Source organism: Haloplanus sp. (assembly GCF_028275055.1).
In the GTDB taxonomy this organism is placed as follows: Archaea; Halobacteriota; Halobacteria; order Halobacteriales; family Haloferacaceae; genus Haloplanus.
This window is the reverse complement of record NZ_JAQCNJ010000021.1, coordinates 1-25629: the sequence shown is the minus strand read 5'-3', so window position 1 is coordinate 25629 and position 25629 is coordinate 1. Positions and strand designations below refer to the sequence as shown.

General features: G+C 62.9%; 20 protein-coding genes, 1 tRNA gene and 1 pseudogene. 13 read left to right on the top strand and 9 right to left on the bottom strand.

Features of this window, described 5'->3' with window-relative positions:
- Positions 1 to 25: 25 nt before the first annotated feature.
- Genes Q0925_RS02790 through Q0925_RS02775 form a run of 4 tightly spaced genes read right to left on the bottom strand, consistent with a single transcriptional unit; the run spans position 26 to position 2542 of the window.
- Positions 26 to 670: a 30S ribosomal protein S3ae gene (locus Q0925_RS02790; RefSeq protein ID WP_299331702.1), complete on the bottom strand. Its 645-nt coding sequence runs from the start codon at positions 668 to 670 to the stop codon at positions 26 to 28.
- Positions 663 to 899, bottom strand: coding sequence for a KEOPS complex subunit Pcc1 (locus tag Q0925_RS02785; protein WP_299331701.1), 237 nt, complete (start codon positions 897 to 899; stop codon positions 663 to 665). The genes Q0925_RS02790 and Q0925_RS02785 overlap by 8 nt, the downstream gene beginning before the upstream one ends.
- Positions 896 to 2074 (bottom strand): exonuclease RecJ, encoded by a 1179-nt coding sequence (locus Q0925_RS02780; RefSeq protein WP_299331699.1) that lies wholly within the window; start codon positions 2072 to 2074, stop codon positions 896 to 898. The genes Q0925_RS02785 and Q0925_RS02780 overlap by 4 nt, the downstream gene beginning before the upstream one ends.
- Positions 2075 to 2542 (bottom strand): 30S ribosomal protein S15, encoded by a 468-nt coding sequence (locus Q0925_RS02775; RefSeq protein WP_299331697.1) that lies wholly within the window; start codon positions 2540 to 2542, stop codon positions 2075 to 2077.
- Positions 2543 to 2783: 241 nt separating this feature from the next.
- Between Q0925_RS02775 and Q0925_RS02770 the strand changes: the two genes are divergently transcribed.
- Positions 2784 to 2855: transfer RNA gene (locus tag Q0925_RS02770), tRNA-Ala, on the top strand.
- A gap of 237 nt (positions 2856 to 3092) precedes the next feature.
- Positions 3093 to 4250 (top strand): HNH endonuclease, encoded by a 1158-nt coding sequence (locus tag Q0925_RS02765; protein WP_299331695.1) that lies wholly within the window; start codon positions 3093 to 3095, stop codon positions 4248 to 4250.
- A 39-nt stretch (positions 4251 to 4289) separates the two neighbouring features.
- Here Q0925_RS02765 and Q0925_RS02760 read toward each other — a convergent pair whose 3' ends face one another.
- Positions 4290 to 4412 carry a hypothetical protein gene (locus Q0925_RS02760; protein ID WP_299331693.1) on the bottom strand — a complete coding sequence of 41 codons (123 nt, stop codon included), beginning with the start codon at positions 4410 to 4412 and terminating at the stop codon, positions 4290 to 4292.
- Positions 4413 to 5020: 608 nt separating this feature from the next.
- Between Q0925_RS02760 and Q0925_RS02755 the strand changes: the two genes are divergently transcribed.
- Positions 5021 to 5674 carry a hypothetical protein gene (locus Q0925_RS02755; protein ID WP_299331691.1) on the top strand — a complete coding sequence of 218 codons (654 nt, stop codon included), beginning with the start codon at positions 5021 to 5023 and terminating at the stop codon, positions 5672 to 5674.
- A 487-nt stretch (positions 5675 to 6161) separates the two neighbouring features.
- Here the strand turns inward: Q0925_RS02755 and Q0925_RS02750 are convergent, their stop codons facing one another.
- Positions 6162 to 6371, bottom strand: coding sequence for a helix-turn-helix transcriptional regulator (locus Q0925_RS02750; RefSeq protein WP_299331688.1), 210 nt, complete (start codon positions 6369 to 6371; stop codon positions 6162 to 6164).
- Between the two features lie 13 nt (positions 6372 to 6384).
- Positions 6385 to 6822, bottom strand: coding sequence for a hypothetical protein (locus tag Q0925_RS02745; RefSeq protein ID WP_299331685.1), 438 nt, complete (start codon positions 6820 to 6822; stop codon positions 6385 to 6387).
- Between the two features lie 306 nt (positions 6823 to 7128).
- Here Q0925_RS02745 and Q0925_RS02740 point away from each other — a divergent pair, with 306 nt between their 5' ends.
- Positions 7129 to 8766 carry a potassium channel family protein gene (locus tag Q0925_RS02740; RefSeq protein WP_299331682.1) on the top strand — a complete coding sequence of 546 codons (1638 nt, stop codon included), beginning with the start codon at positions 7129 to 7131 and terminating at the stop codon, positions 8764 to 8766.
- A gap of 981 nt (positions 8767 to 9747) precedes the next feature.
- Here Q0925_RS02740 and Q0925_RS02735 read toward each other — a convergent pair.
- Positions 9748 to 11613: a S9 family peptidase gene (locus Q0925_RS02735; RefSeq protein WP_299331679.1), complete on the bottom strand. Its 1866-nt coding sequence runs from the start codon at positions 11611 to 11613 to the stop codon at positions 9748 to 9750.
- A 1097-nt stretch (positions 11614 to 12710) separates the two neighbouring features.
- On the opposite strand from Q0925_RS02735, the gene Q0925_RS02730 reads away from it, so the two are divergent.
- The 3 genes and pseudogenes from Q0925_RS02730 to Q0925_RS02720 all read left to right on the top strand — a co-directional run.
- The gene (locus Q0925_RS02730; protein ID WP_299331677.1) at positions 12711 to 12893 is read left to right on the top strand and encodes a hypothetical protein; all 183 of its coding nucleotides are present in this window, start codon (positions 12711 to 12713) and stop codon (positions 12891 to 12893) included.
- A gap of 568 nt (positions 12894 to 13461) precedes the next feature.
- The gene (locus tag Q0925_RS02725) at positions 13462 to 14208 is read left to right on the top strand and encodes a sugar phosphate isomerase/epimerase family protein (RefSeq protein WP_299331675.1); all 747 of its coding nucleotides are present in this window, start codon (positions 13462 to 13464) and stop codon (positions 14206 to 14208) included.
- Between the two features lie 92 nt (positions 14209 to 14300).
- Positions 14301 to 14693: pseudogene (locus Q0925_RS02720) on the top strand (IS5/IS1182 family transposase); the annotation flags it as partial.
- Between the two features lie 27 nt (positions 14694 to 14720).
- On the opposite strand, the gene Q0925_RS02715 reads toward Q0925_RS02720, so the two are convergent.
- Positions 14721 to 17900 (bottom strand): PAS domain S-box protein, encoded by a 3180-nt coding sequence (locus Q0925_RS02715; RefSeq protein WP_299331673.1) that lies wholly within the window; start codon positions 17898 to 17900, stop codon positions 14721 to 14723.
- 447 nt (positions 17901 to 18347) lie between these two features.
- On the opposite strand from Q0925_RS02715, the gene Q0925_RS02710 reads away from it, so the two are divergent.
- The 6 genes from Q0925_RS02710 to Q0925_RS02685 all read left to right on the top strand — a co-directional run bounded on the left by Q0925_RS02710 (position 18348) and on the right by Q0925_RS02685 (position 25406).
- On the top strand, positions 18348 to 19823 hold the full coding sequence (locus Q0925_RS02710; protein WP_299331671.1) for a transporter: 1476 nt from the start codon (positions 18348 to 18350) through the stop codon (positions 19821 to 19823).
- A gap of 245 nt (positions 19824 to 20068) precedes the next feature.
- The gene (locus Q0925_RS02705; protein WP_299331668.1) at positions 20069 to 20980 is read left to right on the top strand and encodes an MBL fold metallo-hydrolase; all 912 of its coding nucleotides are present in this window, start codon (positions 20069 to 20071) and stop codon (positions 20978 to 20980) included.
- Positions 20981 to 21016: 36 nt separating this feature from the next.
- Entirely contained in the window at positions 21017 to 21169 is a 153-nt protein-coding gene (locus Q0925_RS02700) for a hypothetical protein (RefSeq protein ID WP_299331666.1), read from the top strand.
- A gap of 369 nt (positions 21170 to 21538) precedes the next feature.
- Positions 21539 to 22594: an AAA family ATPase gene (locus Q0925_RS02695; RefSeq protein ID WP_299331664.1), complete on the top strand. Its 1056-nt coding sequence runs from the start codon at positions 21539 to 21541 to the stop codon at positions 22592 to 22594.
- Positions 22595 to 24799 carry a VWA domain-containing protein gene (locus tag Q0925_RS02690; RefSeq protein ID WP_299331661.1) on the top strand — a complete coding sequence of 735 codons (2205 nt, stop codon included), beginning with the start codon at positions 22595 to 22597 and terminating at the stop codon, positions 24797 to 24799.
- A 55-nt stretch (positions 24800 to 24854) separates the two neighbouring features.
- The gene (locus Q0925_RS02685; RefSeq protein WP_299331658.1) at positions 24855 to 25406 is read left to right on the top strand and encodes a hypothetical protein; all 552 of its coding nucleotides are present in this window, start codon (positions 24855 to 24857) and stop codon (positions 25404 to 25406) included.
- Positions 25407 to 25629: the final 223 nt, after the last annotated feature.

Sequence of the window (25629 nt, the reverse complement as noted above, 5' to 3'; positions counted from 1 at the left end):
GTCCGCAACCCACTGTGGCGCGTTCTCAGCCCTCGTCGACGGCGACGTCCTCTTCGTCCACGTCGACGGACGCCTCCTCCTCGGCGGCGACCTCTTCGGGTCGCGCCTCAAGCGTGAGCTTCTGGATTTCGACCCGCCGGAGCGGGTAGATCGTTTTTGCCTCGCCGTAGATGGCCGATGAGAGTCGGCCCTTGACGGTGCCCTCGACAAAGGAGATGAAGTCGCGCTCGGCGGCGGCCTCCTTGACGAGGTCGATCATGACCCGCCGGATGGCCTGCTCCTGACTCCGGTCTGCCTTCTTGGTGGTGAAGGCGACGGGCTGGACACGGACGCGGTAGTCGTCCGTCGTCAGCACCGTCACCGTCGCGTCGACCTTCGAGGCGCCGCGGCGAACGAGACTCCGCAGGTAGTCCCGCGTGAGTTCGTGTTTGATGAACTCCGTGTAGGCCGAGTCCGATCCCACGTCCGTGATCTTGAACGTGAGCTTGGTGTTGTTGGCCCCCGAGTCGCCGGTGAGGTCGCCGAGGGTCGTTTCGATCGTTCGTCCGATGATCTTCTCCGGTTCGTCGGCAACCGTCTGGCCGAGTTCCGCCCGGTCGTACTGTTCCGGGGCGAAGATGGTGTACCAGCGCTTGCCGCGTTTCTGCTTGGATACTGAACGTTCACTCATGAGTGTGTCTGTGTTCGCGTGCCGTTCGTGCGACGGTCTCCGCGACCGTCAGGTTCACCACGTAATCGTCCACGGTAGACCCCAATCCGCCCGAGGTCCTGCGGTCGACGGTCGTCCGGACGACATCGTCCGTCACGCTCGTCGACAGCGAAGGCGTGTTGTCCGGCCGGAGTGCGGCCGCGATTGTCGCCGCGTCGTCGTGTGTCGTCTCGACACAGGCGCGCCTCATAGCGCCTCCCTGAACGCCGTGATAAACCGCGATACTGCAACGTTGTCGTCGAATCCTGCCGTCGCCCGCTGCGCGTCGCCCGCGCTCTTGCCGCCGGCCTCAACCGCCCGCACCGCCTCGGCCGTCGCGCACCCGATGTCGGCGTCGCCCGGCGCCGCGGCGGCGGCCGCCCGGTCGGCAACAACGAGCACGACGGGTTCCGGCGATCGGAAGTCACGACAAAGTCGGGCGACCGTCCCGAGTCGCCCGGGATCGGCGTCGGTGTCGACTCGCACCGCGAGGACACCGTCGTACCGTCCCGTCGTCGCCTCGGCCACGGCCGTGTGGACGGCCCGTGCGTGGGTCCGCCACGCCTCGACTACGGCCGTCCGTGTCGTGTCGTCGTTGTCGCCGTCACGGACGGCGAGTGCAACGCCGGTTCCGGGTCGTTCTCGGGCGACCGCGTCGAGAACGTCCCCGAACCCCGCGACCGTTGCGAACCGGCCATCGGGCGTCGCGTACGGGCGAAGACCCCGCTCGACCGCGTCGACGGCCCGCGCCGACGATGCGGTCGACTCGACCGCCAACCACGAGGCCAGACGCCGGCGGTCGTCGTCCGCCGGGTCTGCCGGGTACTCGAGCGACTCGAGGGTGGCCCGTGCCGCCTCGGGGTCGCCGGAAACCGACGCGTGAACGAGCGTCGAGTGGGCGAGGCAGTCGGCCGGGTCGGCCGTCGGGGCGGCCACACCGGGGCGGCGCTCGACGGTCGTCTGCCGTGAGGCGGCGTCGAGCAACGCCGCCGCGTCGCCGGCGTCGACCGGGTGGCCGGCGGCGGCGACGCCCGCGAGTGCGAGAACGGGGTCGGGGTCGAGTCCGAGCGCGCGAACCACCTCCGCGGCCGCGAGACTCGCCGGGCGCGCACCGCCGATGCCGTGGTCGCCACCGGTCGCTCCGGGACCGACGCCGAGAACGAAGTCCTCACCGTTGGCCATCGTCGACGCCGGATCGGGGATCGGGTCGACACGGATTTGAAACGGGACGGCGACCGTCCTGAGCGCCCGCGCGAGGACGCCGCTCGCGGCCAGCGAGTCGCCGTTTGCGGCCGCGACGACCCGGACGAATGGGGCGTCACGGAGAGCGGCGGCGACCTCACCGGCGTCGGCATCGGTGTCAGTGGTGGCGGGCGCGGTGGCCATCTACTCCTCCAGCAGCTCGGTGGCGACCTCGTAGTTGTAGGTGAACTCCTCGTCGAGGGCGTCGCCGCGGTAGTAGTCGACCAGGCGACGGATCTTCGACTCGGTGTTCTGGAGTGCGCGCTTGTTCTGGTGGTCCTGGGCGTTGTCCGCCATATGTTCGCGGAGACCGATTGCCCGTTCCATCAGGCTGCGCAGGTCCTCGGGCAGGTCGTGACCGGCGTCGTGGTCGTCGAGAATTTCGGTGATCTTCTTGCCCGTCGCCAGCGTCACGTCGGGGATCGGCGTCCCCTTCACGCCCTCGTCGCGCAGTTTCATCCCGATGACGCTCGGGTCGTGGCCCTGGTCCGCGAGTTCGACCACGCGGGCCTCGATGTCCTGTTCGTCGACGTCGCTCCACTCGGGGGGGTCGTCTGCCACCGGCTTGTCCGACCCGGACGAGCCTCGGCGGCGGGTGTGCATTCGTGCCATAGTTGGTTGGAACCGCACAGACCGCAGAAGCGAATCCGCGACCAGCGACTGTCGGTCGCGCACTACCGCAATCCCAAGCCCAGACGGGCGAGTCAGAGTTGCGGTCGTGCTGTTCCCAGTCGTTGATTCGCGAATCGGGCACTAAACCGTTTCGAAGCCGTCGAAAGCGTGGGTGGATCGACCCACACACCGACGAGTCGAAGCCCTTATTATCGGGACCGCGGTACGAATCGATGCGTCAGGGCTCGTAGATCAGGGGTAGATCACTCCCTTGGCATGGGAGAGGCCCCGGGTTCAAATCCCGGCGAGTCCACTTCTGGTTGCGTCTTCAACACGTATCTATCGCCGCATCTACGTCATGCGATTACCCCTGTACCACAGAGGGCAGTTGCTGCTGAGAACCGGCAATCGCGTCCGGTCCCATTTGCTTCTGTCTCGGAAGCCGCCTCCTTCCAGTCTGTCGATCAGTTCAACTGCGTCTCGTCGCTCCCCACTCCCTCATCGGAGTTGACGGTGCTTTGATGCTCTTGGGGGCGGATGGCAGACGCACATGAACACGCCTCCGGAGGGAGTTTCCGTCAGGGACCGCCTCACACAAGAGGAAATCGAGGAGGCGTTCGATACGGGATTTGGATACCGAATCTCCGGCATCAATCCGCGACGGGACCAGCAGGACAGGCGTTACGTACTGGTGTTTGCAAACGAGGACGGACCCTACGATGACTCCGTAACACAGGGCCGGTTCGAGTACGTCGGAGAGGGACTGTCAGGCGACCAGAGCGAAACATCGCCCGGAAATTCTACTCTCATCGACGCCATCGGCGGGGGCATCCCAGTCCACTTCTTCTACCAATCCGAGAGCGACGACAAGTGGGAGTATCAGGGGTTAGTTGACGTGTTGGACTACGAGTTCGTGGAGCGGGACGGTCGGGATGTTCTTGTGTTCATCATGAAACATCGGGACACCGGGATGACACGCGATGCCGAAGATTGGCTCGATGCTGTAAGAAAGGAACTTGCACAGTACCGGAAACAGCACGATGGACGGGTCGTCCATCTCGGAGAACTCTACGAGTTCTCGGAGAAACGACTGGCATCCAAGTTTCCCGAAAACGACCGTGTAAGAGCAAAAATCAGGCAGACACTTCAGCGACTGCGTGATAGGGGGGAAGTCGATTTTCTGGACGAGGATGGGACCTACCGAATCAACGACGTGGATCTCAACACCGAACTGAGCCGAGAGAGTTCGGCAGCCGATGAGTCACGTACACCGGACCCTGACTCGGAACCGCAACTGACCGGGGAACAAAAACGCGTTACCGAAACTCGCCGTCGGGCACGCGATTCCGAGTTCATCGAGGCCGTCAGAGAAGCGTACAATCGGACCTGCGTGGTCTGTGGCAGTAGCCGGGAGGCTCCCGACGGACAACCCGAGGTCGAGGCCGCCCACATCTATCCGAAGTCAGAGGGTGGTGCGGACGACGTTCGTAACGGCGTCGCTCTGTGCCGACTCCACCATTGGGCGTTCGATACCGGCTGGCTCGCGTTTACTGACGACCACGAGATTCTGGTGAAGGATGTACCCGAACGCGAGGGGTATTACGAGTTCAAGCAGTTAGATGGGAACTCGCTGGTTCTTCCCGAGGAAGGTAGCGTGGAACCACATCCGACGTATCTACAGGAACACCGCGAACTGCACGGATTTTGACCGCCGCTACATGTTGTTCAAAAACTCCCGCTGAAACTCTCACCTGTCCGCCTCGGTCTGTGCGTTGCAGTGTTGTAGCACCTCGGACGACATGTCGGCCCGGTCGCTGGGCATCTCCTCTGTCATCCCGTCGTTGAGGGTCCCTGAGGCCGGGCCTTGCAACTACGGGGTATGAGACCGAGGCGGTAACGGAACTTTCGTGGGCGGGTTGGAATGGCATGTCGCAATTATGGCTGTCACCCACTGTGGGAGCCTGCCGACCCCGACCGCCTCAATATTACGTTTAACTCTTGATATAAAAATTTGTTGGATAAATACATGACTATTATCGAATATATGCTATTTGTGTTGGATAAGAGTCCAGATAATCGGATAAAAGCCATCTCTGAGTGTAATCATCGGTGCCCCTGAGGTTGACTGCTCTTCTTTCGACGTTCGGCGGGAGGGTTCAGTGCGAAACTCGGCGGTGCCCACCGCAAGGTGACGGCTCGAAGGGTGACACTGCCGTTGTCGGACGCGCCCAGGGTTCGCGCAATCGGTCTCCGACGGGTCGTTCAACGGTCGCTCCAGCGGCCACGTGCCGACGTGTCGGGTCGGTCAGCGCGGGCCATCCGGCTTCAATCACCGTTTGAAGGGCGCGAAGACGGGGCAATCAGTTATAGAGGACGGTCAACTGCCACACAACAATATGGACAGGGACAAATATGTAACCAAGCGCGTCCGACCCAGCATCGGGCTGTGGCACGGGGCGCGACGAAACAAAATCGACAATGCAACGACGAAAGTTCATCGCAGGTGTGGGATCGCTCGCGGCCGGCGCGGCCGCTGTGACCGGGACAGGTGCGTTCACGAGTGTCAGCGCGAATCGGTCCATCGCGGTCGAGGTGGCGGACGACGCCAACGCCTTCCTCGGACTCGAAGCCGCCGACTCCGCAAACGCCGACGCGTTCGTCACCAACACCGGCGGCACCATCGCCGTCGATGTGTCGAACACCGACGCCGGCGGCCAAGGGATCAACAGGAACGCGGCCACCGCCATCGACGACCTGTTCGTCGTCACGAACCAAGGAACCAGCGACGTGTTCACCATCATCAGAGACGACACGTCTACGACCGCTAACGGCGCCTTCTACGCGCAGGTCGCCGGCAAGCGGCTCCTATTCCAGAGTCCTCGATCGAGTGGTACGTTCCTCGACTCGACCCTACAAACCGTGCTGAAAATCCCGGTCGGCGAGTCCGTCACCGTCGGCCTCGAACAGGACGAGCCAAACACCGGACGGAGTTACGAGGGACGCTTCGCCGTCGTCGCGGCCGACAACTTGGACGACGTCGGGAGTCAGACGTCCATCGACGCGGACGGCCAGTTCGGTCGGGGTCGCGGGCAGGACCTCAGACGGTTGGACGGCACTCGGATCAGTCCGTGACCGGCGTATAGTCGGTCACCGTCTGCCGACAGCCCCGGGGTCGCCCGTCGTCGACGGTTCGCTCACGCCCTCCTCACGCATCACAGGAGCGTAGAGACCGACAACGGTCGCCGTACTACCGTTCTCGATCGCTTTTAGAAGAACCGTGTCTCGGCCAGTCGATCTGCCACGATTCGGAGTCAGGGATGACCGCGGTTACACCGCACGGGGGAGACAACGACGCTCATCGTCGACAGGAGGCACACGACAGGGTGTGAGTGGAGCGCGTATCGAGGCTCCACGGATATGCTCCGATCGACAGTTTCGACGCTCGTGTGGCTCACTTATGTGGTATGAGATCGTTTGAAGCGGTCCGCTCGACGGGTCCATTTCCGAATCTTGATCGGTGTCTACGGGTGAACAACCGCCGGATACCTCTCTCGATGCCGGGGTGGTGGGTTCGCGTTTACGACTCGTAAGGACTCCGGCACGCAAAAGCGCGAATCGCTCACTCGCCGACCGGTTCGATGTCAGGTTGGAACAGATCCTCGATCCGACAATCAAAGTAGACCGCCAGTTTGAACGCGAGTTCCAGTGACGGGTCGTACCGATCACGCTCAATCGCATTCACCGTTTGTCGTGACACACCAACACTCTCTGCGAGTTCCCCTTGACTCAGCCCTTCGTGTTCACGGTAGGTGGTGATCTCGTTGTTCATCGACGTTCCGCGCTCACTCGTACGTTCGTTTGACGTACCAGTGGCTGGCTCCGAAAAGAAGCACCAACAGGAGATATCCCCAGATTGCGCCCCGGATGGCGGCAGGGGCGGTGTAGGTGCCGGTCACGCTGAGAACGGTGTCTGCCGGAATCCCGACGATGACGGCGACGACAATGACCGTAGACGACAGTTGTGTTGCGTCCCATTGTAGTTGTTTTTCGAATTCGTCGCTGAGCGACACCGGTGAGGCCCAGTATCCGAGTCCCATGCCGAGACATCCCAGCCAGTACACCCCAAGCCCCGCATAGAGGGCCAGCGGATCTTCGGTGAACATCCACACCGCGGTTGCAAAAAAGAACCCGATACACCCGACTCCGACGGACCTGTGTATCCACGTTCTGTACCACCTGCGCTTCTCGACCCGTGTCGACGCGGTGAGTTCCTCGCTCATCGTGGGTTGTAAAACGTGCTTTACAGTAAAGAGTGTGTTACATCCGAACAAAGTTGCTACCTGATTCACGCCCGCGTGACGGCTCGGCGCGGTTGACCTCCGAGGCGGATGTGCTGTGTGTGCTGTGCAGTAGGCCGTTCGTCCGCGGCGGGGAAGCCTCCGCAGTACTGTTCGCCCCCCACCCCCGGGGTTGTGCCGGTTGCGAGTCGGGGGCGTACAGGGGTTATCGACGTGTTGGCGTTTCCTGCGCCGGAAGTACCGACAAAGATAACACCGTTCATACATCAGTCTATCATAGTACGACTTGTGGTCGCTCAGACTTGGAAACGACGTGCAATCGGATACCTGTTCGTTTTACTCGCGGCGATTGTCCTGACCGCGATCGGGTATCAGACGGGGATGCGGGTGTACGAGGGACGACCCCGAACGCTTCTCGACTCCATCCAGTTTGCCGTCGAGATGTTCACCACGACCGGATTCGGGGGGGATGCCCCGTGGGAGAGCCCGGAGATGCAGGCGTTCATCACCGTCGCCGATCTGGTCGGGATGGCGTTACTGGTTGGCGCGCTACCGGTGTTTGTGGCGCCGGTCGTGGAGAACGCGTTGTCTACGACGACGCCACAGAAACTGGAGACGTCACTCACCGACCATGTCGTGATCTGTTCGGATACGACACGTGCGGACGAACTCATCGGGGAACTCGAGGCCAGTAATGTGCCGTACGTGATCGTCGAACCGGACCGCGAGCGGGCTGGCCTGCTGTACGAGGCCGGAGAGCGTGTCATTCGGGCGAACCCCGAATCGGTGGACGGGCTGGAGGCTGCCCGCCTGCCTTCGGCCCGTGCATTGTTTGCAGACCAGTCCGACCAGGTCGACGCGAGCATCGTCTTGGCCGCAAAGCAGCTTACCGACGACGTGCCCGTTATCAGCGTCATCGAGAGTCCGGAGACGGAGCGGTACCACCGGTTGGCCGGGGCCGACACCGTTCTCTCGCCCCGGTCGTTGCTGGGCGAGAGCCTCGCCGCAAAGGTATCGGCGGCTGCGAGAACCCGCATGACCGAGGTGATCGAAATCGGGGAGAGCCTGCAGTTAGCGGAGATTTCGATCCGACGCGGGAGCCGGATCGCGGGCATGTCACTAGCCAATAGCGGCATCGGCGAACGGTCGGGAGCAAACGTCATCGGGCTGTGGGTCCGCGGCGAGTTTATTGCAGCACCGCCACCCGATACGGAGCTGGTCGAGGGGAGCATTCTGCTCGCCTCCGGCCATGCCGATCAGTTGGATCAGCTCGCCGACATGACACAGACATCGGTTCGCGGTTTCGCGGCCGGCCGGACGATCATCGTCGGATGCGGGCAGGTCGGTCAGACCGTGTCCGCTGAGCTCGATGATGCGGGGCTTCCGTACACGGTCATCGATCTTGAGGACACCGACGATGTCGATGTCGTTGGCGACGCGACCGAGCCGGAAACTCTCACCGCCGCCGGTGTCGAGGGGGCTGAGACCGTGGTTCTTGCGCTGCCGGACGACACGATGACCGAGTTCGTCACGCTCGTGGTCCGTGACCTCGCACCCGACACACAGATCCTCGCCAGGGTTGAGGCGCAGGCGAACATCTCGAAGACGTATCGCGCCGGGGCCGACTACGTGTTGTCACTGGCGAGGGTGACCGGCCGGATGTCCGCCTCACAGCTCGTCGGGAGTCACGACGTGGTGTCGTTGGAGCAGCAGGTCGAGACCATCCGGACACAGGTGCCGGAACTCGGTGGCGTGACGATCAAGGAAGCCGATATCCGGAGTCGAACCGGTTGTACCGTGATTGCGATCAAGCGCGACGGGGATGTCATCAGCGATATCGGCCCGGATACCACGATCCAGCGCGAGGACGTGCTCATCGTCGTCGGAACCGACGAGGCGATCAACGCCTTCGAACGGCAGTTCTAATCCGGCACGGCGAAACGGGTGTTACACGGCCGCTTATCGGGAGCGTGGCCGTCCCGGGTCGTCGGGTCCATACGAATCCGCAACCGGCGATGGAGTTCGGCGGTGGTGTCGGGCACAGGACGGATGCCCGGCATCGTCACCCCGGAGGAAAGCGGGTCCCGCCCGAGAGGGGATCGGTTCAAAATCCGCGCTCCGCAAACGCTGCTTGTGCCCGTTCGTATGCCGTCTCACCGTCACTTGTGTAAAACGACGGGAGGTTCACACGGCGTTTATATGTCCTTTTGCCGTCGGTGTACGCGATAACGATCCGAGGGCGCGTCAGTCCTTTTGTACCGTTGGTTGCAGAGATCCTCTCGATCGAGTCGCGTCGAATCCGATCCGGGGATCGGAATCCACGCACGTAATCCATCAACCGGAGTATAACTAGCACCCCAACAACCGCACCCAACGATAGAAAACTGCCACCGAGAACCGCGCTGACAACCCACAAGCCCCCGATTGGAAACGCAAGCAGATACCCGACAAAGAGTCCGTTGTGCCACCATGTCCCGCGCTGCCAATACTCCTGATAAAGCGACCGAATGTACCCTAAAAACGACTCATCAAACTGTACATGTGTCTCGGTGAAGCGTGCTGTCCCGCGTTTTGTCTGAAAGGAGTTGATGGAGGGCATGCGATGATGCTCTGTCGACGAAACACCTCACCGGTGTATCTGATAAAAAATTACGATTCTCACACGATACCCGATTAATAACACCTCGGACACGGGCGAGAGGAGGGTGGAACGGAGGTGGCCGGAACACGTTGACCGGCGGTCAAGCAGCGCCCACAATGTCAATCGGGTGGCAAGCCGAATCCAGCCGATGTGGCTGCACCTGTCAGCGTCTAGCACACCCCCGTCACGTACACCCGAACAGACAACGAGCGTGCAGTCGGAGCCTAAACTGACGGAGCAACAGACAGCGGCATAGCTCGGAGAAATCAGTCGTTCGCCCCGGGGGGTCCCCCAACTGGCACGCGTCGATCAAGAAAGTCGGCGACGATTTCGAACGAGCGAACTTTGTTGTCGATATCGGTCGAGCCGTGCCCCTCCGCGCTGAGTTCGTTGTACTCGAAGTCACCGTTCTCGCCCTCCTCGTATCCGGCATCGAGCAGGGCGTCACGGAACAACCGCGCCTGTGAGATGGGACACCGCGGATCGGTGACTCCGTGAACGATACACAACGGCGCGGCGAGGTTCTCGACGTGTGTGACTGCTGAGCGCTCCTCGTAGAGCGCCTCGTTTTCCGCCGGGTCGCCGAGGTATCGCCGGAGCATCGTTTTGAAGTGTGGCATCGACTCCTCGTAGAGTGCGTTGAGGTCGGTGATACCCACTTGGCTGATCCCCGCAGCGTACAGTTCGGGATACTGCACCAGTTGCATGTTCGTCGAATACCCACCGTACGACCCGCCCATAACAACGATACGGTCCTCGTCGGTCCAGTCTTTCTCGGCTAGCCAACGGGTTCCTGCGGCGATGTCACCTTGTTCTGCGCCACCCCAGTCGCCGTTGATGAGGTTCTTGAACTCCCGTCCGCGCCCGGTCGAGCCACGGTAGTTCACCTGGAGCACGCTGTATCCACGCGTCGCAAGAAACTGCGTGTACAGATCGAACTGCTTTCGATCCTGTGCCGGTGGCCCCCCGTGGACGTTCACCACGACTGGGGAAGGCCGGCGTCCGGAGTCGTACACCAACGCCTCGATCTCCAGCCCGTCGTGTGACTCGAACGTTTCATACGAGCAGTCGATGAACCCGTCCGGATCGAGCGAACCGTACTCCGGTTCAAGAATGGTGTGCGTATCGCCGGTTTCGAGATCCACACCGAGCAGCGTCGGGCGGTCGGTAGGCGTCTGCTGGGTGACCAACACCTCGGTGCCGGAAAGCACCGCAGCATCGCCATAGTCGGGGGTCGAGGCGACGCCGTCGGGCAGATCGAGCTCCCGGCTCTCGCCGTCGAACTCGTGAACGACCGGTACAACCGCACACTGTCGCGTGCGGGTCGCGAGAACCCCCTCGCCGTCGGGGAGAAAGGCGGTTGGCGACTCGACGTGTTCCGCGTCGGTGAGCCAGGTGACGGTCTCATCGGTCAGATCGTAGACGCCGACCCGAGGCTTATCCGGCGTATTGTCCGAGAGCAGGAGTCGATCCCCATCAGGACCGGTATCGCTCACCCCTGCCTCGGCACCCTCGCGACCAACCCGCAGGTTGCGGGCGGCAGTGAGTACGGCGTGGTTGTCGGCGTCGGTGTCCCGGTTGATCTCCGCAACGTAGACGTCCCGGTTGTCGAGATCCTCGGACTCGTTCGTGGTGTAGGCGACCCGATCCGCGTCGGGAGTGTACACACCCCCACGGACCGGTTGGCGGTACTCGGTGAGGCGTGTCGTGGTACCCGTGTCGCGGTCGTGTTCATACAGGTTCATCTGCTGGCCGGCATCGCTGACGAACAACAGATACCGACCGTCCGCGGAGATGTCCGAGAGGACGATCTGACCGTCGTTTTCCACAACCGGCGTAACGGTTCCATCGCGGCCGATGGCCACGATGTCGTTTTGTTCGTTGCCGCTCTGGTCTCGATGGAAGTACAGTCTGTCACCGGAAGGAGCCCATCGGAACGGATACCGTGCGTCCCGAGGGACGGTGCCGTTGCTGAGCTGTGTCTTTTCCCCCGTCGTCGGGTCGACAACACAGAGTTCGTTCCGTCCGCTCCCGTCGTAGTATATCGCGATGTCGTCTCCGCTGGGCGAGGCCGCCGGGTGGTAGAAACTCGGAAGACTCGCCAGTTCGTCGACCGGATACTCGGAGGTCATTACATTCTGTTCGATTGGCCGTCGATTTAGTCTTCGGGGCGTACGGTGCCTGTATGTGTGGGAGATGACCGTCCCCCGACCGACGTAGCCGGCACACGAGGAACGGAGGATGTGCCAACCGGCGCGGTCATCACGGATGCGATTTCACTTTTCGGTTCTATCTTTATCGGTGTCTGTTCTCCACACACGCGGCGCTGTGAGGTCCCCGCGCTCGGTGAAAGCCACCGGGACCTGCCGATACGTAACCACGGCGCTGCGGGAACGTGGGTGAAACGGACCGTCCGGCGGGCAGGTATCGTCGTTGTTGTGAGAGTACGTTTGGTCGGAACTCGTGGCGACAGACCTAGTTCTCGCCACCCCAGTACGTGACTCGGCCGTTGAGACGTCGGTCACGGACTCGTTTCCACGCCGGGGTGAACTTTAGCGCGGCGATGAGAGTGAGAACGGCCCCCGCGAGTACCAGTCCTGTGTCCGTATTCATTCCAGTCATGCTACCGGCACGTGGCGTCGGGAAGCCGAGAACGACGGTGCTGAGCTTTCGTGTTCTCACGGTCACACGTATGGGTCTGGATCTACCGCGTCTCCCAATCGGTTTCCCGTGTACGTCCGTGTCCGAACGGATTTAGATACCAACGGACCGTTACCATCACGTACGATGGCACGCGAAACAGACGACGATACGCTCTTTGCGGTGGTAATGATCGCTCTGTCGGTTGTCATTCTGGTGGCGATCGTAAGGTCGAATCGTGACGACAACGGTGGCTGATCCGGTTACGCGGCCGTTCTACAGAACGGGCGGGGACATCGCTCGCCGGCCGGGGAGCGCGTCTGAACCCGTCAGGCGGGGTGGGGTGGGGTGTGATCGGACAGGACGACCCCGGTCTTGGTCATCGTCGTTCCGTCGTGCGGGTTGGGACACACTCGAACGGTGGTGCTTACAAGCAGTACGTGGCGGATGTCACGGGAGGCGACCATACGGCGGAAGCCGACGGTCGGGGGTGAGGTAGGTTCCTGTGAGTGTGGATGGACGAACGCTCGCTGTGCGACGCACGGTGACCGACGGTCTATTGTCCGTCGGGGGTGTACACCTGTTTGCCATGACACAATACATCGTGGAGTTCGCCGACCCACACGTTCTCACCGACGGCGACGACCGGACGCTGATCATCAGTGGATACGATGATTATGGGAGTATGTACAGTCTCGAACTACCTGACGGCAACTCGCGGTCTGTCGGAAAGCAACTCGTTGAGAGCATCACCGAAGCCGAGCGTCAGTAACCGTAGACACGTCCGCCCCTGTCTCGAACCCGAGGATCTGATCGCCGGCACAAGGACTAGTATGATCCGGACGGGAACCCGAACCACCCGGACGACGGCCCGCCGATGTCTCTCACGGCGTCTCTGATATCCGGCGATACCCCCGTTTGCCCCTGTTGGTCGGATGCATCGAGTGCCGTTGCGTGGTTTGCAGGCGGTCACATCACGTGCCCTGCTATGATCGGCGCACGCGGTGATTGGTCGGTACGCACAACCGTACGAGATCGTAACGGTAGCATGGCTGTCGACCTGCCAGTGACGACGGCGGAGATGACCTTTTGTGCCGACCACGCCTTCGAGAGCGATGAGTGACGGTACACCGTGTGGGTCTGAACGAAACGGAACGCCGGAGGACCCGGTCTCGGTCGGCCCGATCTTCAGTGTGGAACGGACGCGTCGCTTCGTCGGCGGTTGATGATAGATGTAGATGGTGGTGGTAGGTCAGTCTGTAACGTGATACCGACTGCAGTAACGCAAGCGGATGCCCGTGTAGCGGGCAGTTTTTCACCGCCCCTCGCCTCCACCGTGTATGAAGATCGGTGCCGCTGTCGGTCCGTACCATGACCGACTTGGCGACCTCCCGGTCGGGTTCGAATTCGCGGAACTGGCCGTCGGTGAGGGGGAGCGGCCGGCCGACGCGGTGGATCCGGACACTCTCCGGTCGCGATTAACAGCTGCCGACCTCGGCGCGACCGTCCATCTGCCCTATCGACAACCGCTCGCAACACCGGTCCCGGTGCTCGACGATGCGACGACAACGTATCTCACGGGACTGCTCGACCTGGCCGCGGCGATCGGTGCCGAAATCGCCGTTGCCCACCCGCGGACACGCGGTGTTGACCCGACATCGGATGCCGTGATCGACCGACTATCGACATTGGCGGAAGCGGGCCGGGATCGTGACATCACCGTCTGCTTCGAGACTGTTGGCTACGCCGGTGGGCTGTCACTCGACCGGGTCGGCCACCTTGCGGTCGCAGCCGATGCGGCCGTCTGTCTCGATGTGGGCTACGCGTACTTGGAGACGGATGCCTCGGGTGTGAAGTCGTTCCTGAACTCCTATGGGGATGTCGTCGAACATCTGCACGTCCACGGCGTGCGCCGCCGCAACGACACACATATTGCGCTCGGCAACGGCGATCTCCCGCTCGCTGACCTCTCGAGCGCGCTCGCCGACGTCGCCGGTGATGCGACCGCTACCATCGAGGTGTTTACCGACGACGCGTATTACCTCGAGGCGTCGCGCCGCCGGTTCACCGAGGCTGTCGAGGCGTAGAATCGGCTGAACCGAGGTGTGTTACCGGGCATGAGGGCGTGATCGGTTGTACACGCGTCTTAATCGTAGTAAAAATCCCGAAGTAATCTTCCACATCTGATGCGCTCGCAGTCGATACACCGGTCTGGATGCTTGGAAACAGCGCCTACGATATCCCCGGCCGGCACGACCACCTGGTGGCCACAGGGGTCGTGCCAATCGCTCCATACAGTTCTCAAAACGCTAACGACCCGAAAGACATCGAATACAGGGTCGAAGACCGAACCGAGGAACACGGCGAGAACGTGCACCTGGAACGGTCGCTGTTGAACGAGACGTGTGCCATCCGGACAGGCGTCGAACGAGCCACGGTGTGGCGAAGAACTGCGGTCTCGGGCACCTCTACGCCGGAGGCCGCGTCCACGCACGAACGGAGCTTCCATGCGCTGTGTCCCCGAGTGATCGTTGCTATTGCCGTTTTGAGCGGTGAGATATACAGACTGTGAGATGGGTTCTACAACCCGCTCCGATATTCAATGTGGCAGTATGGTCGGTGACCGTAGCCGCACTTCCGTTCCATCGGTCGTCGATTCGACCGACACGTTGCCACCGGCCTGCGTGACGATCATCCGCACCATCCACAGGCCGAGTCCCTTCCCGTGGTTCAGTGGGTCCTCTTCGCCGGTTTCCAGAACCTCTGCTTCCATCTCCGGCAGTCCCGGGCCGTCATCTGTCACGCTGATCTCGACCCAGTCATCCCCCGAACGGGCGGTGATCTCGACGGTGGTGGTCCCTTCCAACTTGATAGCGTTTTCCACCAACTCATGGACCGCTTGGCGGAACGTTGTTGGCACTTGTGCTGACTCGCTGTCCGTCCCTTCGGTAAGAATTGTTGCGTCGTCGTGCTCCTCACGCATCTGACCGGCCACATCCTCGATCAGCGGACCGAGCGCTGTCGTTGCTAACTCACCGTCTCCGGACTGGAGCACCTGTTTCACCTGCTTCATCTTCTCCGTCATCGAGTCCCACTTGTCGAGGACCGCTTCGACCGTCTCGAACTGTTCGGCCCGCGTCTCGGCGTCCGGCTCCTCACACATCACCTGGGTCCAGCCACGCACCTTCGTCAGGTCGTTTCGCATGTTGTGACGCATCACACGTTGCATGACCTCCAGGTGCTGTCTGTGTCGCTGACGGGCCGTGATGTCACGCCCCTCGGCGACGAGTAGCGATACGTCGTCATCCTCGTCGGTAATGGGTTTCACGGAGAAGTCGATGACTGCTAAGCCGTCGATGCCACGTACCTCGGTTTCGTGGCGGACGAACTCCCCGCTCGCAGCCCGCTCGATGGCCTCCCGAACGTCGTCGTAGACCGCCTCGGAGTGGGTCCACCACGCTGCTTCGAAGAACGGCGTCCCAACGATATCGTTGCGCTCGAACCCGCCGAACTCAAGGGCGGTATCGTTGACCTCGATGATCGTTCCGTCGGGTTCCAACAGACCGGTGAACTGGAACGTCTGGTTGAAGATGCTCTTGAACCGTCGGGTACGTTTTTTTCTCTCGGTCACGTCCCGGAGATACACAAGTATCCCTTCGATGGCGTCGTCATCGAGCATATTGCGATACTGAGTTTCGATATTAAACCAATCGCCGTCGGGAGATTTGAGCCGGCATTCGGTCGTGGCGCTCCGTGAACCGTCGACGCAACTGAAGAACGTCTCCATCGCTTGGTCTCGCCCGCTCGGGTGCAGGTAGTCGAAAAAGTTCTCACCGACGAGGGAGTCGGGGTCGTAGCCAAACACCCGCTCTGTGGACCCACTCGCGTAGGTAACCGTCCCATCGGGATCGACGATGGTCACGACGTCCTCGGATTCTTCGACGAACCGCTCGGTCCGGCGCTGCTGGCGACGTTGCTCGGTCCTATCGTTGACGATCAGCCCATAGCCGTCTATATCGCCGTTGTCGTCTCGGAGGGGCGTGTAGCGGACGTCAGCGTAAAACTCCGATCCGTCGACCCGAACGCGCCAGCCGTCGTCGCTGGCCTCGCCGGCATGGCGGGCTTGTTGGAGCAATCGGCCCGGACGCCCCGCCTCACGCTCAGCGGTAGGGTGGAGGTTCCGTATCGGCATTCCGAGCGCGGCTGTTTCGTCGTATCCAAAGAGATTCGTTGCGCTGTCGTTCCACGTCCGGATCAATCCCTCCTCATCGACGGTCAGAAAGGCGTACTCGTCGATACTCTCCATCAGCAGTTCGAACCGTTCGCGCTCCGCGCGCAGCTCGCGTTGGCTTTCTCGTACCGCTGTCACATCCTGCTGGATGCCGACGTGGTTGACGAGTTCGCCGGCCTCATTAAAAATCGGTGTCACGGAAAGGCGGTTCCGGAACCGTTCGCCGTTCTTCCGGTAGTTGCGTAACTCGACGGTGATGTCCTCGTCGGCAGCGATCGCCTCACGGAGGTCGGTAAGTGCGGGTTGGTCTTTGTCGTCGTTCTGGAGGAATCGACAGTTCCGCCCGACTGCCTCCTCACGGCTGTAACCGGTCTGCTCGACGAAGCCGTCGTTGACGTACACCAGCGGGTTGTCGTCGCTGGTCGGGTCGCTGATGGTGATCCCGACGTTTGCCTCGTCCATCGCGTTCTCTTTCAGTTCGAGATCACGCTTTCGCGCCCGGCGCTCGGTAATATCACGGACGGTGACGACCGTGCCGACGACTTCGGACCCGGTGGCCATCCGATTAGCCGTGATCTCAAAGTATCGGGGTGTTCCGTTGAGTTCGATAGGGATGGTGTCCGTGGCGCTGAGCTGGCTAACGGGGCCAAACGCCTGCTCAAGCGTCTCGATGCGTTCGAACGTGACAGACACATTCGTCTCCAATGTCTGTGCTTGGGTGTTCATCTCGGCGAGTCTGCCGTCAGTATCATAGACGAACGTCGCATCGTCGGCATCCTCGAACACCTTTGAGCGGGCTGAGTGTTCGAACTGGCGGAACGGCTTTCCGACGAACACCAACACCCCAGCGAGAAACGCAGTCACGCCGAGCGGCTCGAAACTCAATCCCAACATGATCGGCGGTAGTGCCTCCTCTGGCAGCGCGCTGATAGCTGCCCGCGGTACGATGGGTAACAACGCTAGGACTGCGAGTGCGCTGACACTTCCGCTCGGGAACGGTGACCGACGCAGCGTCTTGATTACCCAGTAGAAACTGATTGCCACGAGTGTGTATGTGAGCGAAAAGGACACCCAGTAGAACAACTGTGGCTCGACGACGAGGTGTGTGTACGGGCTCCGTTGTAGTTCCGTTGAGACGTACAACCCGTACAACGGGTTTGTGAGTTTGATTATGAGTAGCCCGACATAGACACTAACAGCGAGTCCACGATAGCGTCGGTCACGGTGGTACGATCGGCCGGTGTACGCGGAGACGAAGTACATCCACGCACCAACCCCCGTAAGTCCGCAGATGAGACCACCGATATAGATCGCACTACTGAGCGTCTCGTCGGTGATTGCCAATCCGAGTGATTGAAACCCCAGCCACAACCCGTTGGTGAGTAATACTGCTCTGAGTCCGAGTTGCGTATCGCGTCTGCGTAATCGTGACCCGTATACAGCACCGATCAAGCATCCGATAGCAACCGCGATAAACAAAAGAATGAGCCTCCAGCGAACTGTATTGGGGTTCCATAGGATACCGGCAGGTGTATTACCCAGAGTCATACGACAAATTGGCTATCACGCGTGATATAGGTTTGCTCTCGTGTATCGGTGGTGTTTGGATTGTTGTACGATAACTACGGGTTCGTCGTTCGGATAACCCACAGGGAAACCAGTGAGAGCAACCGATTGTGAGGGGTTTCATGACACCGAACCATCGTGCAACTGATACTATGGCCCCATGTTGGGCGGTGGCGGTCCCATCGCCGGTGCGACGTTGTCTTCGGGATTCAGCTACGCTACTCGATAGTAGCGACGATGGTCACGGTTCCGCGAAACGCCGAGATTACACTCCCGTTCGTTGATTCGGTACGGCTGTTATCATAAACGCATGTCCAGCCCGACTGAGCGTTCGGGGGACCAGCGATCCGAGACCGCAGGGATGTGCCTGTCACCACAACTGACCGGGAACACACCAAGATTTTGAGCGCCACACCACAATAGCTGACAATGGTTCAACGGCGCGACGGCGACGAAGTTACCCTCCTCGATTCGTCGATCCGGACCGCCGGAGGGGCAGTGATTTCAACGCCGTTGTACGTTCTCAGCGGTGTTGTTTACGCGCTCGTAACGTCGCCGGCGGCCACCGGGACGTTCTTTTTCGTCTCGATTGTCGCGGCACTCGTTCTCCGGCCGGTGCGGGGGATCAGCCAAACGCTTCAGAAACTCGGCAGCGAACCCGGCGAGCGCGTCGGCGCGTACCTCGGGTTGGCGGTCGTATTCGCGGCGGGATATCTCGTGGCCGGCGGCGGGGCTGCAACCCTGTTGGCCGAGAGCCTCACCCGCCGAACCGTTTTTACCGCGGATCTGCTCGCTCCCGCGGGAGTGTACGCCGCGTCGCTCGCGCTCTCGATGATCGTCCTGAGCCTGGTCGGCGCAATCGGGTACCCGAGCGCTCAGACGTGGCTCGGCGGTACACAAACCGGCGTGGGGCTGGCAGCGATGGTACTTTTAAGCCCGCGCGTGACCTCAGCGACCGAACTCCTCCTCGTGAGCGCCGGTGTCCGGGTCGCGTTGTTCCTGCCGGTCGCCGTCTACCTCGGTGTGCTTCCACAGGTTCCTGGGCGTCGTGAACTCCGGTCGGCGTGGACGTTCGCCAGGTGGAGTATCCCCGACCAGGTGGTTGACCGCTTCTCGTACAATATGCCGGTGTTCGTTCTCGGCGTCGTGGCCACACCGACGGCGGTGGGTGTGTATGAGGCCGCGGATCGTTTTGCGGACTTCGGAGCGACCATCTCTTGGCGGCTTTCTTCGCCGTTGCTCACGAAGGTCAGCGGCGACGCCGCCGCGGGAAACGACTATGCCGCCTATCTCAACGGGGCGATCACCGGCGGGACGGGGGTAACGTTCGTCGTGTTCGGCTACCTCCTCGGTGCACACGATGTCGTGGCACGGGTCGCCTTCGCCAGCGCACGGACGGCGTTCTCAACGACTGTGCTTGTTGTCGGCGGGGTTAACATCCTCCGTGGGTTCTGGACGCTCACTTCACACGCGATGGAGGCCCTCGGCAAGCCGAGCGTGAGCTTTCGAACGAAGCTGTACGGCCTCATACTCAGCGTGCCCGTACCGGCGTTCTTTGGCGCGGAGTACGGTGCGGTAGCCGGGGCGGCCGGCTATGGCGTGATGAACCTCGTCATCTTCGGGTACGTGTGTTACTACGCCCGCGACGTATTCGGACAGATTCCCGTCGAGACGACCACCGCGGTACATCTGACCGTCGGCGGTGTGGTTTCGTTTCTCCTCACCATCGGAGTCGTTTCCGTCGGGGGTCCAACGCCGTTGTCACCGACAGAGGTAGCGATTATTGCCGCTTTCGTCTGTCTTTGTGGGTTTCTGGGGGTGCTCCTAGGTATCTCGTCACCAACCCGTGCGGTTGCTCGCCGGGTAGTGGAACTGTCCCGTGGAACGTTGCGCGGGGTGGTGTGACCCGACCGGTACGCCGACGGTCGGTGTCATTGTCGACAAAGGCGCTCACAGACAGCACACTGCTAGCACCGGCCGCCGGGGAGGTTCAGACGCACGGTCTGGACGGCCCGAACTGGAGGAGGACAAAGCCGACGGCCTCGGGTCCGTGGTCACCGCTCCACGCGTTCAAAAAAAGCGGTCATCGTCAGCGCCGAAAGGTCGTCCCGGTACGTACGTTTTAGCCGCGTGTGGCCGTACACCGACGCATGCACGTAACTGCTGTCGGGACCAGCGGCGGCCTCCCGACGTCACGGTACGGAACCAGCTGCATCCACCTGCAGTTGTTCGGCGATGAGATACTGTTCGACTGTGGTGAAGGGTCCCGACAGCGTCTGATGCGATACGACGCCTCTCCGAACGTCGATGCCGTGTTCGTCAGCCACTTCTATGCGGACCACACGCTCGGGATACCCGGTCTCGTTCAAGCGCTCGAGATGAACGGGCGTGATAAGCCACTCGATATTTATGTCCCGGAACAGCGGACCCGGCGGGCACACGAGATGATCGAAGGTGCGTACAGATGGCCCAGCTACACGGTCACCGTACACGGGTACAGCGAAAACGAACCGGTAAGACAGACCGACGATTACACCGTCCGAGCCTTCGGTACGCCCTACACGGACCACTCACACGGATTCGTTCTCCAGGAGACGGACAGACGGGAGTTCATCGCGGAGAAGGCACGGGCACTCGGTCTCGATCCGGGACCGAAGTACGGGATGCTACAGAACGGGCAACCCGTCGAGACGGACGACGGAACGACTGTCGAACCGGGTGACGTGCTGTCGGAGCCACGGTCCGGGCGGAAAGTAGTGTACACCGGCGACACCAGACCGACCGCCGGTGTCGTCGATGCCGCATCGGACGCCTCACTGCTGATATACAGTGCCATGTTCACCGAGGAACACGCCCACCGGGCCCGTTCGACTGGGCATTCGACCGCCGCGGAGGCAGCACGGGTTGCCGCTGAATCGGGAAGCGAACGGCTCTGGCTTACCCACATCTCCCCGCGACACGAAGGCGACGAGCAGACGCTCGAAACGCAAGCGACAGCGGTGTTTGAAAACGACGTGACAGCCGTGAGAGACGGTGCAACGACCCAGCTCACACGGGAGTAACGCGGCGAAGGTTACCCTCCTGAGTGGGTGGAGAGCATGCGAGTAACAACCGGTGTGTCCGATGGGCCGCGAGCGAGCGCGACGTTTCGGCTGGTTCCGACGACCGCCTCGCTGCCGGCCGTCGCGTTCGGCGTGGTCGAGATGGCGGCGGGTGGCGGCCTCACGCCGTGGTTCAGCCGACTTGACTGAACACCTCGGGGACGGCGTTCGGGTGGTTATACACTAGTGGGAGCGATATACGCCGTTCACAAGCCACTCAACTCCGGTGTATGGCGGCGCGTCGTCTGGGCTAATTGGAAGACTGCGATGACTCCGGCTCAACCGGCGGTCGGAGACGTGAGGTCGAAATCCGTAGTTACGAGACAGTTCTTTGCCGACTGCGGATGTCGACACCGGTACCCCGCGTAGATGGAACTGTGTTCCCGGTGGCGCCGGCGACGTGGACACCGATATCAACGCCGGAGGTTGGGTGGGCTGACACCGTCGGCGGCTCCGATAGCCGGGCACACACTGGCCGCTTCCACGCATGATTTATTCGCCGACCCGATAGAACGGTCGATGACCGACTCCGGGGCGGTATCACCGACAACGGACGGTGTCGACGAGACCGCGATCACCGACCTGACGCGACCGGCAGGTAGTCCGTCCGGCGAGACGTTCCACGGACTGGACGTACTGGACGACCCGGACCACCCGCTGGTCCCCGAACTGGACCACCGGTACGTCGAGCGCGACATCCGGGACGGCCGGACCGACGTGGAACTGGCCGGGCGGTTTCTCGCCGACGAGGACTACGCCCTGTTGTTGACCGGCGAGACCGGTGTCGGCAAGGACCGGCTGGTGCGGCAGCTCTGTGCCCGGACCAACCGGCCGCTGGTCCGGGTCAACTTTGGCTCGGGGACGACCTACACCGACCTCGTCGGCGAGTACGCACCCAACGAGACGGCGGGACGAGAACGCATCGCGGAGATCGAACGGGTCGCAGCCGACCGTGACCTGCGCCTCGGTGAGGCCGCCGAACTCGTCGGTGCGGAACACGCGTTCAGCTTCACACCGGGCATCCTCTACCGGGCCGTCGAGCAGGGGTGGACGTTCGTCGCCGACGAACTGAACGCCGCCGGGCCGGCGACGACGATGCCGCTGCACGGGCTGACCGAGCGCGATGGCCGGCTGGTCGTCCAGTCGACCGCCGAGGTGCTGGACCCGCATCCGGCCTTTCGGTTCGTGGCGACGATGAACCCACCCCGGTACGCCGGGACGAACCCGCTCAACGACGCCTTCCGATCGCGGTTCTGGGAGCTCGAACTCGGTTACCTCGCCCCCGAGGCCGAACAACGGTTGTTGTACGAGACGACCGCGCTCGATGGTGGCGTCGACCGCGACAGGCGACTCGTCGAGCGACTGACCGAACTGGCCGCGAACCTCCGTGCGAGCTACCGGGACCGCGACCTCGCAACACCGACCTCTCACCGGACGGTCATCAAGATCGGCCGTCTCGTCACCGAGTTCGACATGGCACCGGCGGCGGCGGCGAAACAGGTGCTTGAGACCCGCGCGACGGCCGAGGACCGAAGCGCCGTCTCGAAGGCCGTCGAGTCGACGCGGTGGGAGTGAATGCGACTGACCGCGTCGACCGCATTGCAGTCGGTCCGGGAGCGGCTCGGCGTCGGCGACGCCGAGACGCTCCGTGAGTCAGAGAAGCGACGCCGACACCTCCAGAAGTACGTTCGGCTCCTGTCGACGTCGCGGCCGCGAGTGCGATTCTCCACGGATATCCGGACGGCGACGACCGACCACGACGGTGACCGGCCCGAAATCACGGTGACGACGCGCGCGTTCGACCAGCCCGCGACCGAGTTCCGTCGGCGTGCGTTCGACCTCGCGGTCCAAGAAGCGCTCGTTGTCCACGAGATGGGACATCTCCGCTACACCGACATCGACGGCTTCCACGACCTGCTCGCGACCGTCGACCCGGAGCGACGGCGCATGTTCTCACGCATCTGGAACACGCTCGAGGACGGGGCCGTCGAACGACAGCTCCGCCGTCGGTACGCCGTCGCGACCGAACTGGAGGTACTGAACGCCAACCTCTTCGAGCCGGGGCCGTTCGGCCGGGAGATGACCGACGGCGACGACCGCCGGTTCAGCTTCTTCCACGCGGTCGTCTGTGGCCTCGCCGACATGGCAATCTACGACAGCGGCCGGTTCCGTGCCCTCCAAGACGACGCGACGGGCCTCCGGATGGCGTCGCTCAGGGACAGACGCGTGCTCGAGACCGTTGTCCCGACGATGCACGAGGCCGTCGCCGAGGTGGTGACCGAACCGGACCCGACCGCCCGGAACAAACGAATCCTGACGTTCTGGCGGTCGCTCGTTGAGGCGATGGACGGCTCGACGGTTTCGGGCACCGGAGCGAGCGAGTTGGCCGACCTCGTCGACGCCGACGGCACCGTCAGGGTCGGCCAGACCGGTCGCCAGCCGGCCGGTCGCCGGGTTACTGACGCCGCCACCCTCCCGGAGACCGGCGCCGGGGCACCGCTCCCGGGCAAGCCCGACGACACGGCCGGTGGATTCGGCCAGCACGTCCAACCGGCACGGGACCTCGCCCGCGAGAGCGTCCGGCGGGAGGTCGGCCGGCAGATAACGAGTGCGACCGGCAGCGACGCCGACGGGACCGACGACCACGAACGCACCGCCACACCTGCTGACACCGAGGACAGTGGTGGAGGCGGTGCGGGAACGTCGCCGGGCGAGGGGACACCGGCCGACGGGTTCGACGCCGCCACCACGGACGACTGGCTCGACGCACAGTCACACCCCGGCGCCGGACGGCTCCCGGGACAATCCCGTGCCGGCGTCGCCGGCGACACCGAGAGCGACGGAAACCCGGACCCCGACCCGACCCCGACGGAGACCGATGCCGGAAGCGAAGGCGGCGAGCTCGCGACGGCGTTCCGGGAGCGGTACAACGAGGAGTTGGCGACGGAGGTGACGGAGTTGGAGGAGGCACAGGCCCGGCTCGACGCACTGGAGGCGTACGTCCGGGCCCTCGACGCCGCCGGGGCCGAAGGCCTGGGTCTCGATGTTGTCACCGCAGCCGACAACGACGGCGACACCGAGCGCTGGCGGACCGTCCAGCGGGACGGCACGTCTCTCGCGAGACGGTTCCGGAATCGGCTTCGCGAGCAGCAACGGGACGTGGAACACCGGCGACAACGACGCGGCACGCTCGACCGATCACGGCTCGTTGCGGCCTCGCGTGGCCATCCCGACGTGTTCACCCGGGTACAGGAGGGCGAGGACAAGCGGTACACCTGTGTCGTCGTCCTCGACCGCTCCGGGTCGATGGACGGCGGTGCCGTCGACGCGGCCGAGACCGGCGCGCTGACGGCCGCGTTCGCGCTCGAGTCCGTCGGGGTCGAGGTGACGATACTCGACCTCCACGACTCGACGGTCAGGCTGGTGAAAACCGGCACGGAGGGCGTCAGGGAGACACGGAACCGCGTCCTGACCGGGCGAGCGGGCGGCGGGACACCGCTGTCGGATGCACTCTCGCTCGCACGGGCACGGTTCATCGACGCCGAGAACCCGTTCGTGCTTGTCGTGACCGACGGCCTGCCCGACGACGAGGCGGCGTACACGGCCGAACTGGACACCGTCTCGTTCCCGGTGCTGGGGGTGTATCTCACCCGGCCCGAAGGGACCGACACCCGGCCGGTCGAGTCCGACCGGACCTACTTCCACCGGCTAGCGGTCGTCACGGACTGGTCGACGGTCGACCAGCGGCTCCGGCGACTCGCCGCCCGGGTGCTCTTCTGAGCGACGACCGAGCCGGAGCGTAACCCCGATAGCCGTCGCTCCCACAGTAGGGAGTGTGAGCGACGAACGTGGGCCGGCACACTGCCCGCAGTGTGCAGTCGTGGAACCGGCCGGTGGATTCGACCGGAACGACCCTGTCGGAACGAGCACGATCACGCGGTTCCGGTGTCTGGACTGCCGGGCGACCTTTGCCTGGCGGTGCTTCCCGACGGATCCCGAGTGCGGGCACGGCCCCTTCCGGTATGAGGGCGACCGGTTCGTCTTCTACTTCGGACAGGGGACCCGCCCCGAGGCCTCGTGTTTACCGGCCACGCGGGCATCGTCGGACGGCGGTCGGCGCGAACAGGCTGCCGCCGAGTGCTACCGTGCCGACCTCGATATCGCCTCATACGAGGCGTTCCGGCGGTTTCTCGACGCGACCAGCGACGCACTCGTCGGTCCCGAGGAGGCAACCACCCTCCAGTCGAAGCTCGAAGCGGCTGGCGGCGTCGACTGGCCGTGTGAGATCGGTTTCAGCTTCGACCGCCAGGAGTGGGCGGCCTACAGCGCGAGCCACCCCGACGAGGCGACGGTGCTTGAGCCACATCTCGTCTCGGTCGACGCGTGAGCAACTCAAATCGTCGCCGGTCGCGCCGGTCGGCTCGGCCGCCGTCCGGGCCGGCGTCGCAAGCACGGCAGGCGTCCGGTCTCGGTGTCGCGGGGGACGTAAGCGGACGGCACGGTCGATGGGCCGGTGTATCGGGTGGGTCCGTTCGATGCACAGACACCCGGTTGGCGCGTCACGACCGGACCGCGGCTACGCATCCCTCGCTCCGAGGAAACCGACGAGG

What these genes read in the sequence shown, in the direction of transcription:
- Q0925_RS02790 (WP_299331702.1), bottom strand. Translation starts at nt 670, where the DNA reads ATGAGTGAACGTTCAGTATCCAAGCAGAAACGCGGCAAGCGCTGGTAC.
- Q0925_RS02785 (WP_299331701.1), bottom strand. Translation starts at nt 899, where the DNA reads ATGAGGCGCGCCTGTGTCGAGACGACACACGACGACGCGGCGACAATC.
- Q0925_RS02780 (WP_299331699.1), bottom strand. Translation starts at nt 2,074, where the DNA reads ATGGCCACCGCGCCCGCCACCACTGACACCGATGCCGACGCCGGTGAG.
- Q0925_RS02775 (WP_299331697.1), bottom strand. Translation starts at nt 2,542, where the DNA reads ATGGCACGAATGCACACCCGCCGCCGAGGCTCGTCCGGGTCGGACAAG.
- Q0925_RS02765 (WP_299331695.1), top strand. Translation starts at nt 3,093, where the DNA reads ATGAACACGCCTCCGGAGGGAGTTTCCGTCAGGGACCGCCTCACACAA.
- Q0925_RS02755 (WP_299331691.1), top strand. Translation starts at nt 5,021, where the DNA reads ATGCAACGACGAAAGTTCATCGCAGGTGTGGGATCGCTCGCGGCCGGC.
- Q0925_RS02750 (WP_299331688.1), bottom strand. Translation starts at nt 6,371, where the DNA reads ATGAACAACGAGATCACCACCTACCGTGAACACGAAGGGCTGAGTCAA.
- Q0925_RS02745 (WP_299331685.1), bottom strand. Translation starts at nt 6,822, where the DNA reads ATGAGCGAGGAACTCACCGCGTCGACACGGGTCGAGAAGCGCAGGTGG.
- Q0925_RS02735 (WP_299331679.1), bottom strand. Translation starts at nt 11,613, where the DNA reads ATGACCTCCGAGTATCCGGTCGACGAACTGGCGAGTCTTCCGAGTTTC.
- Q0925_RS02730 (WP_299331677.1), top strand. Translation starts at nt 12,711, where the DNA reads ATGACACAATACATCGTGGAGTTCGCCGACCCACACGTTCTCACCGAC.
- Q0925_RS02725 (WP_299331675.1), top strand. Translation starts at nt 13,462, where the DNA reads ATGAAGATCGGTGCCGCTGTCGGTCCGTACCATGACCGACTTGGCGAC.
- Q0925_RS02715 (WP_299331673.1), bottom strand. Translation starts at nt 17,900, where the DNA reads ATGACTCTGGGTAATACACCTGCCGGTATCCTATGGAACCCCAATACA.
- Q0925_RS02710 (WP_299331671.1), top strand. Translation starts at nt 18,348, where the DNA reads ATGGTTCAACGGCGCGACGGCGACGAAGTTACCCTCCTCGATTCGTCG.
- Q0925_RS02705 (WP_299331668.1), top strand. Translation starts at nt 20,069, where the DNA reads ATGCACGTAACTGCTGTCGGGACCAGCGGCGGCCTCCCGACGTCACGG.
- Q0925_RS02700 (WP_299331666.1), top strand. Translation starts at nt 21,017, where the DNA reads ATGCGAGTAACAACCGGTGTGTCCGATGGGCCGCGAGCGAGCGCGACG.
- Q0925_RS02695 (WP_299331664.1), top strand. Translation starts at nt 21,539, where the DNA reads ATGACCGACTCCGGGGCGGTATCACCGACAACGGACGGTGTCGACGAG.
- Q0925_RS02690 (WP_299331661.1), top strand. Translation starts at nt 22,595, where the DNA reads ATGCGACTGACCGCGTCGACCGCATTGCAGTCGGTCCGGGAGCGGCTC.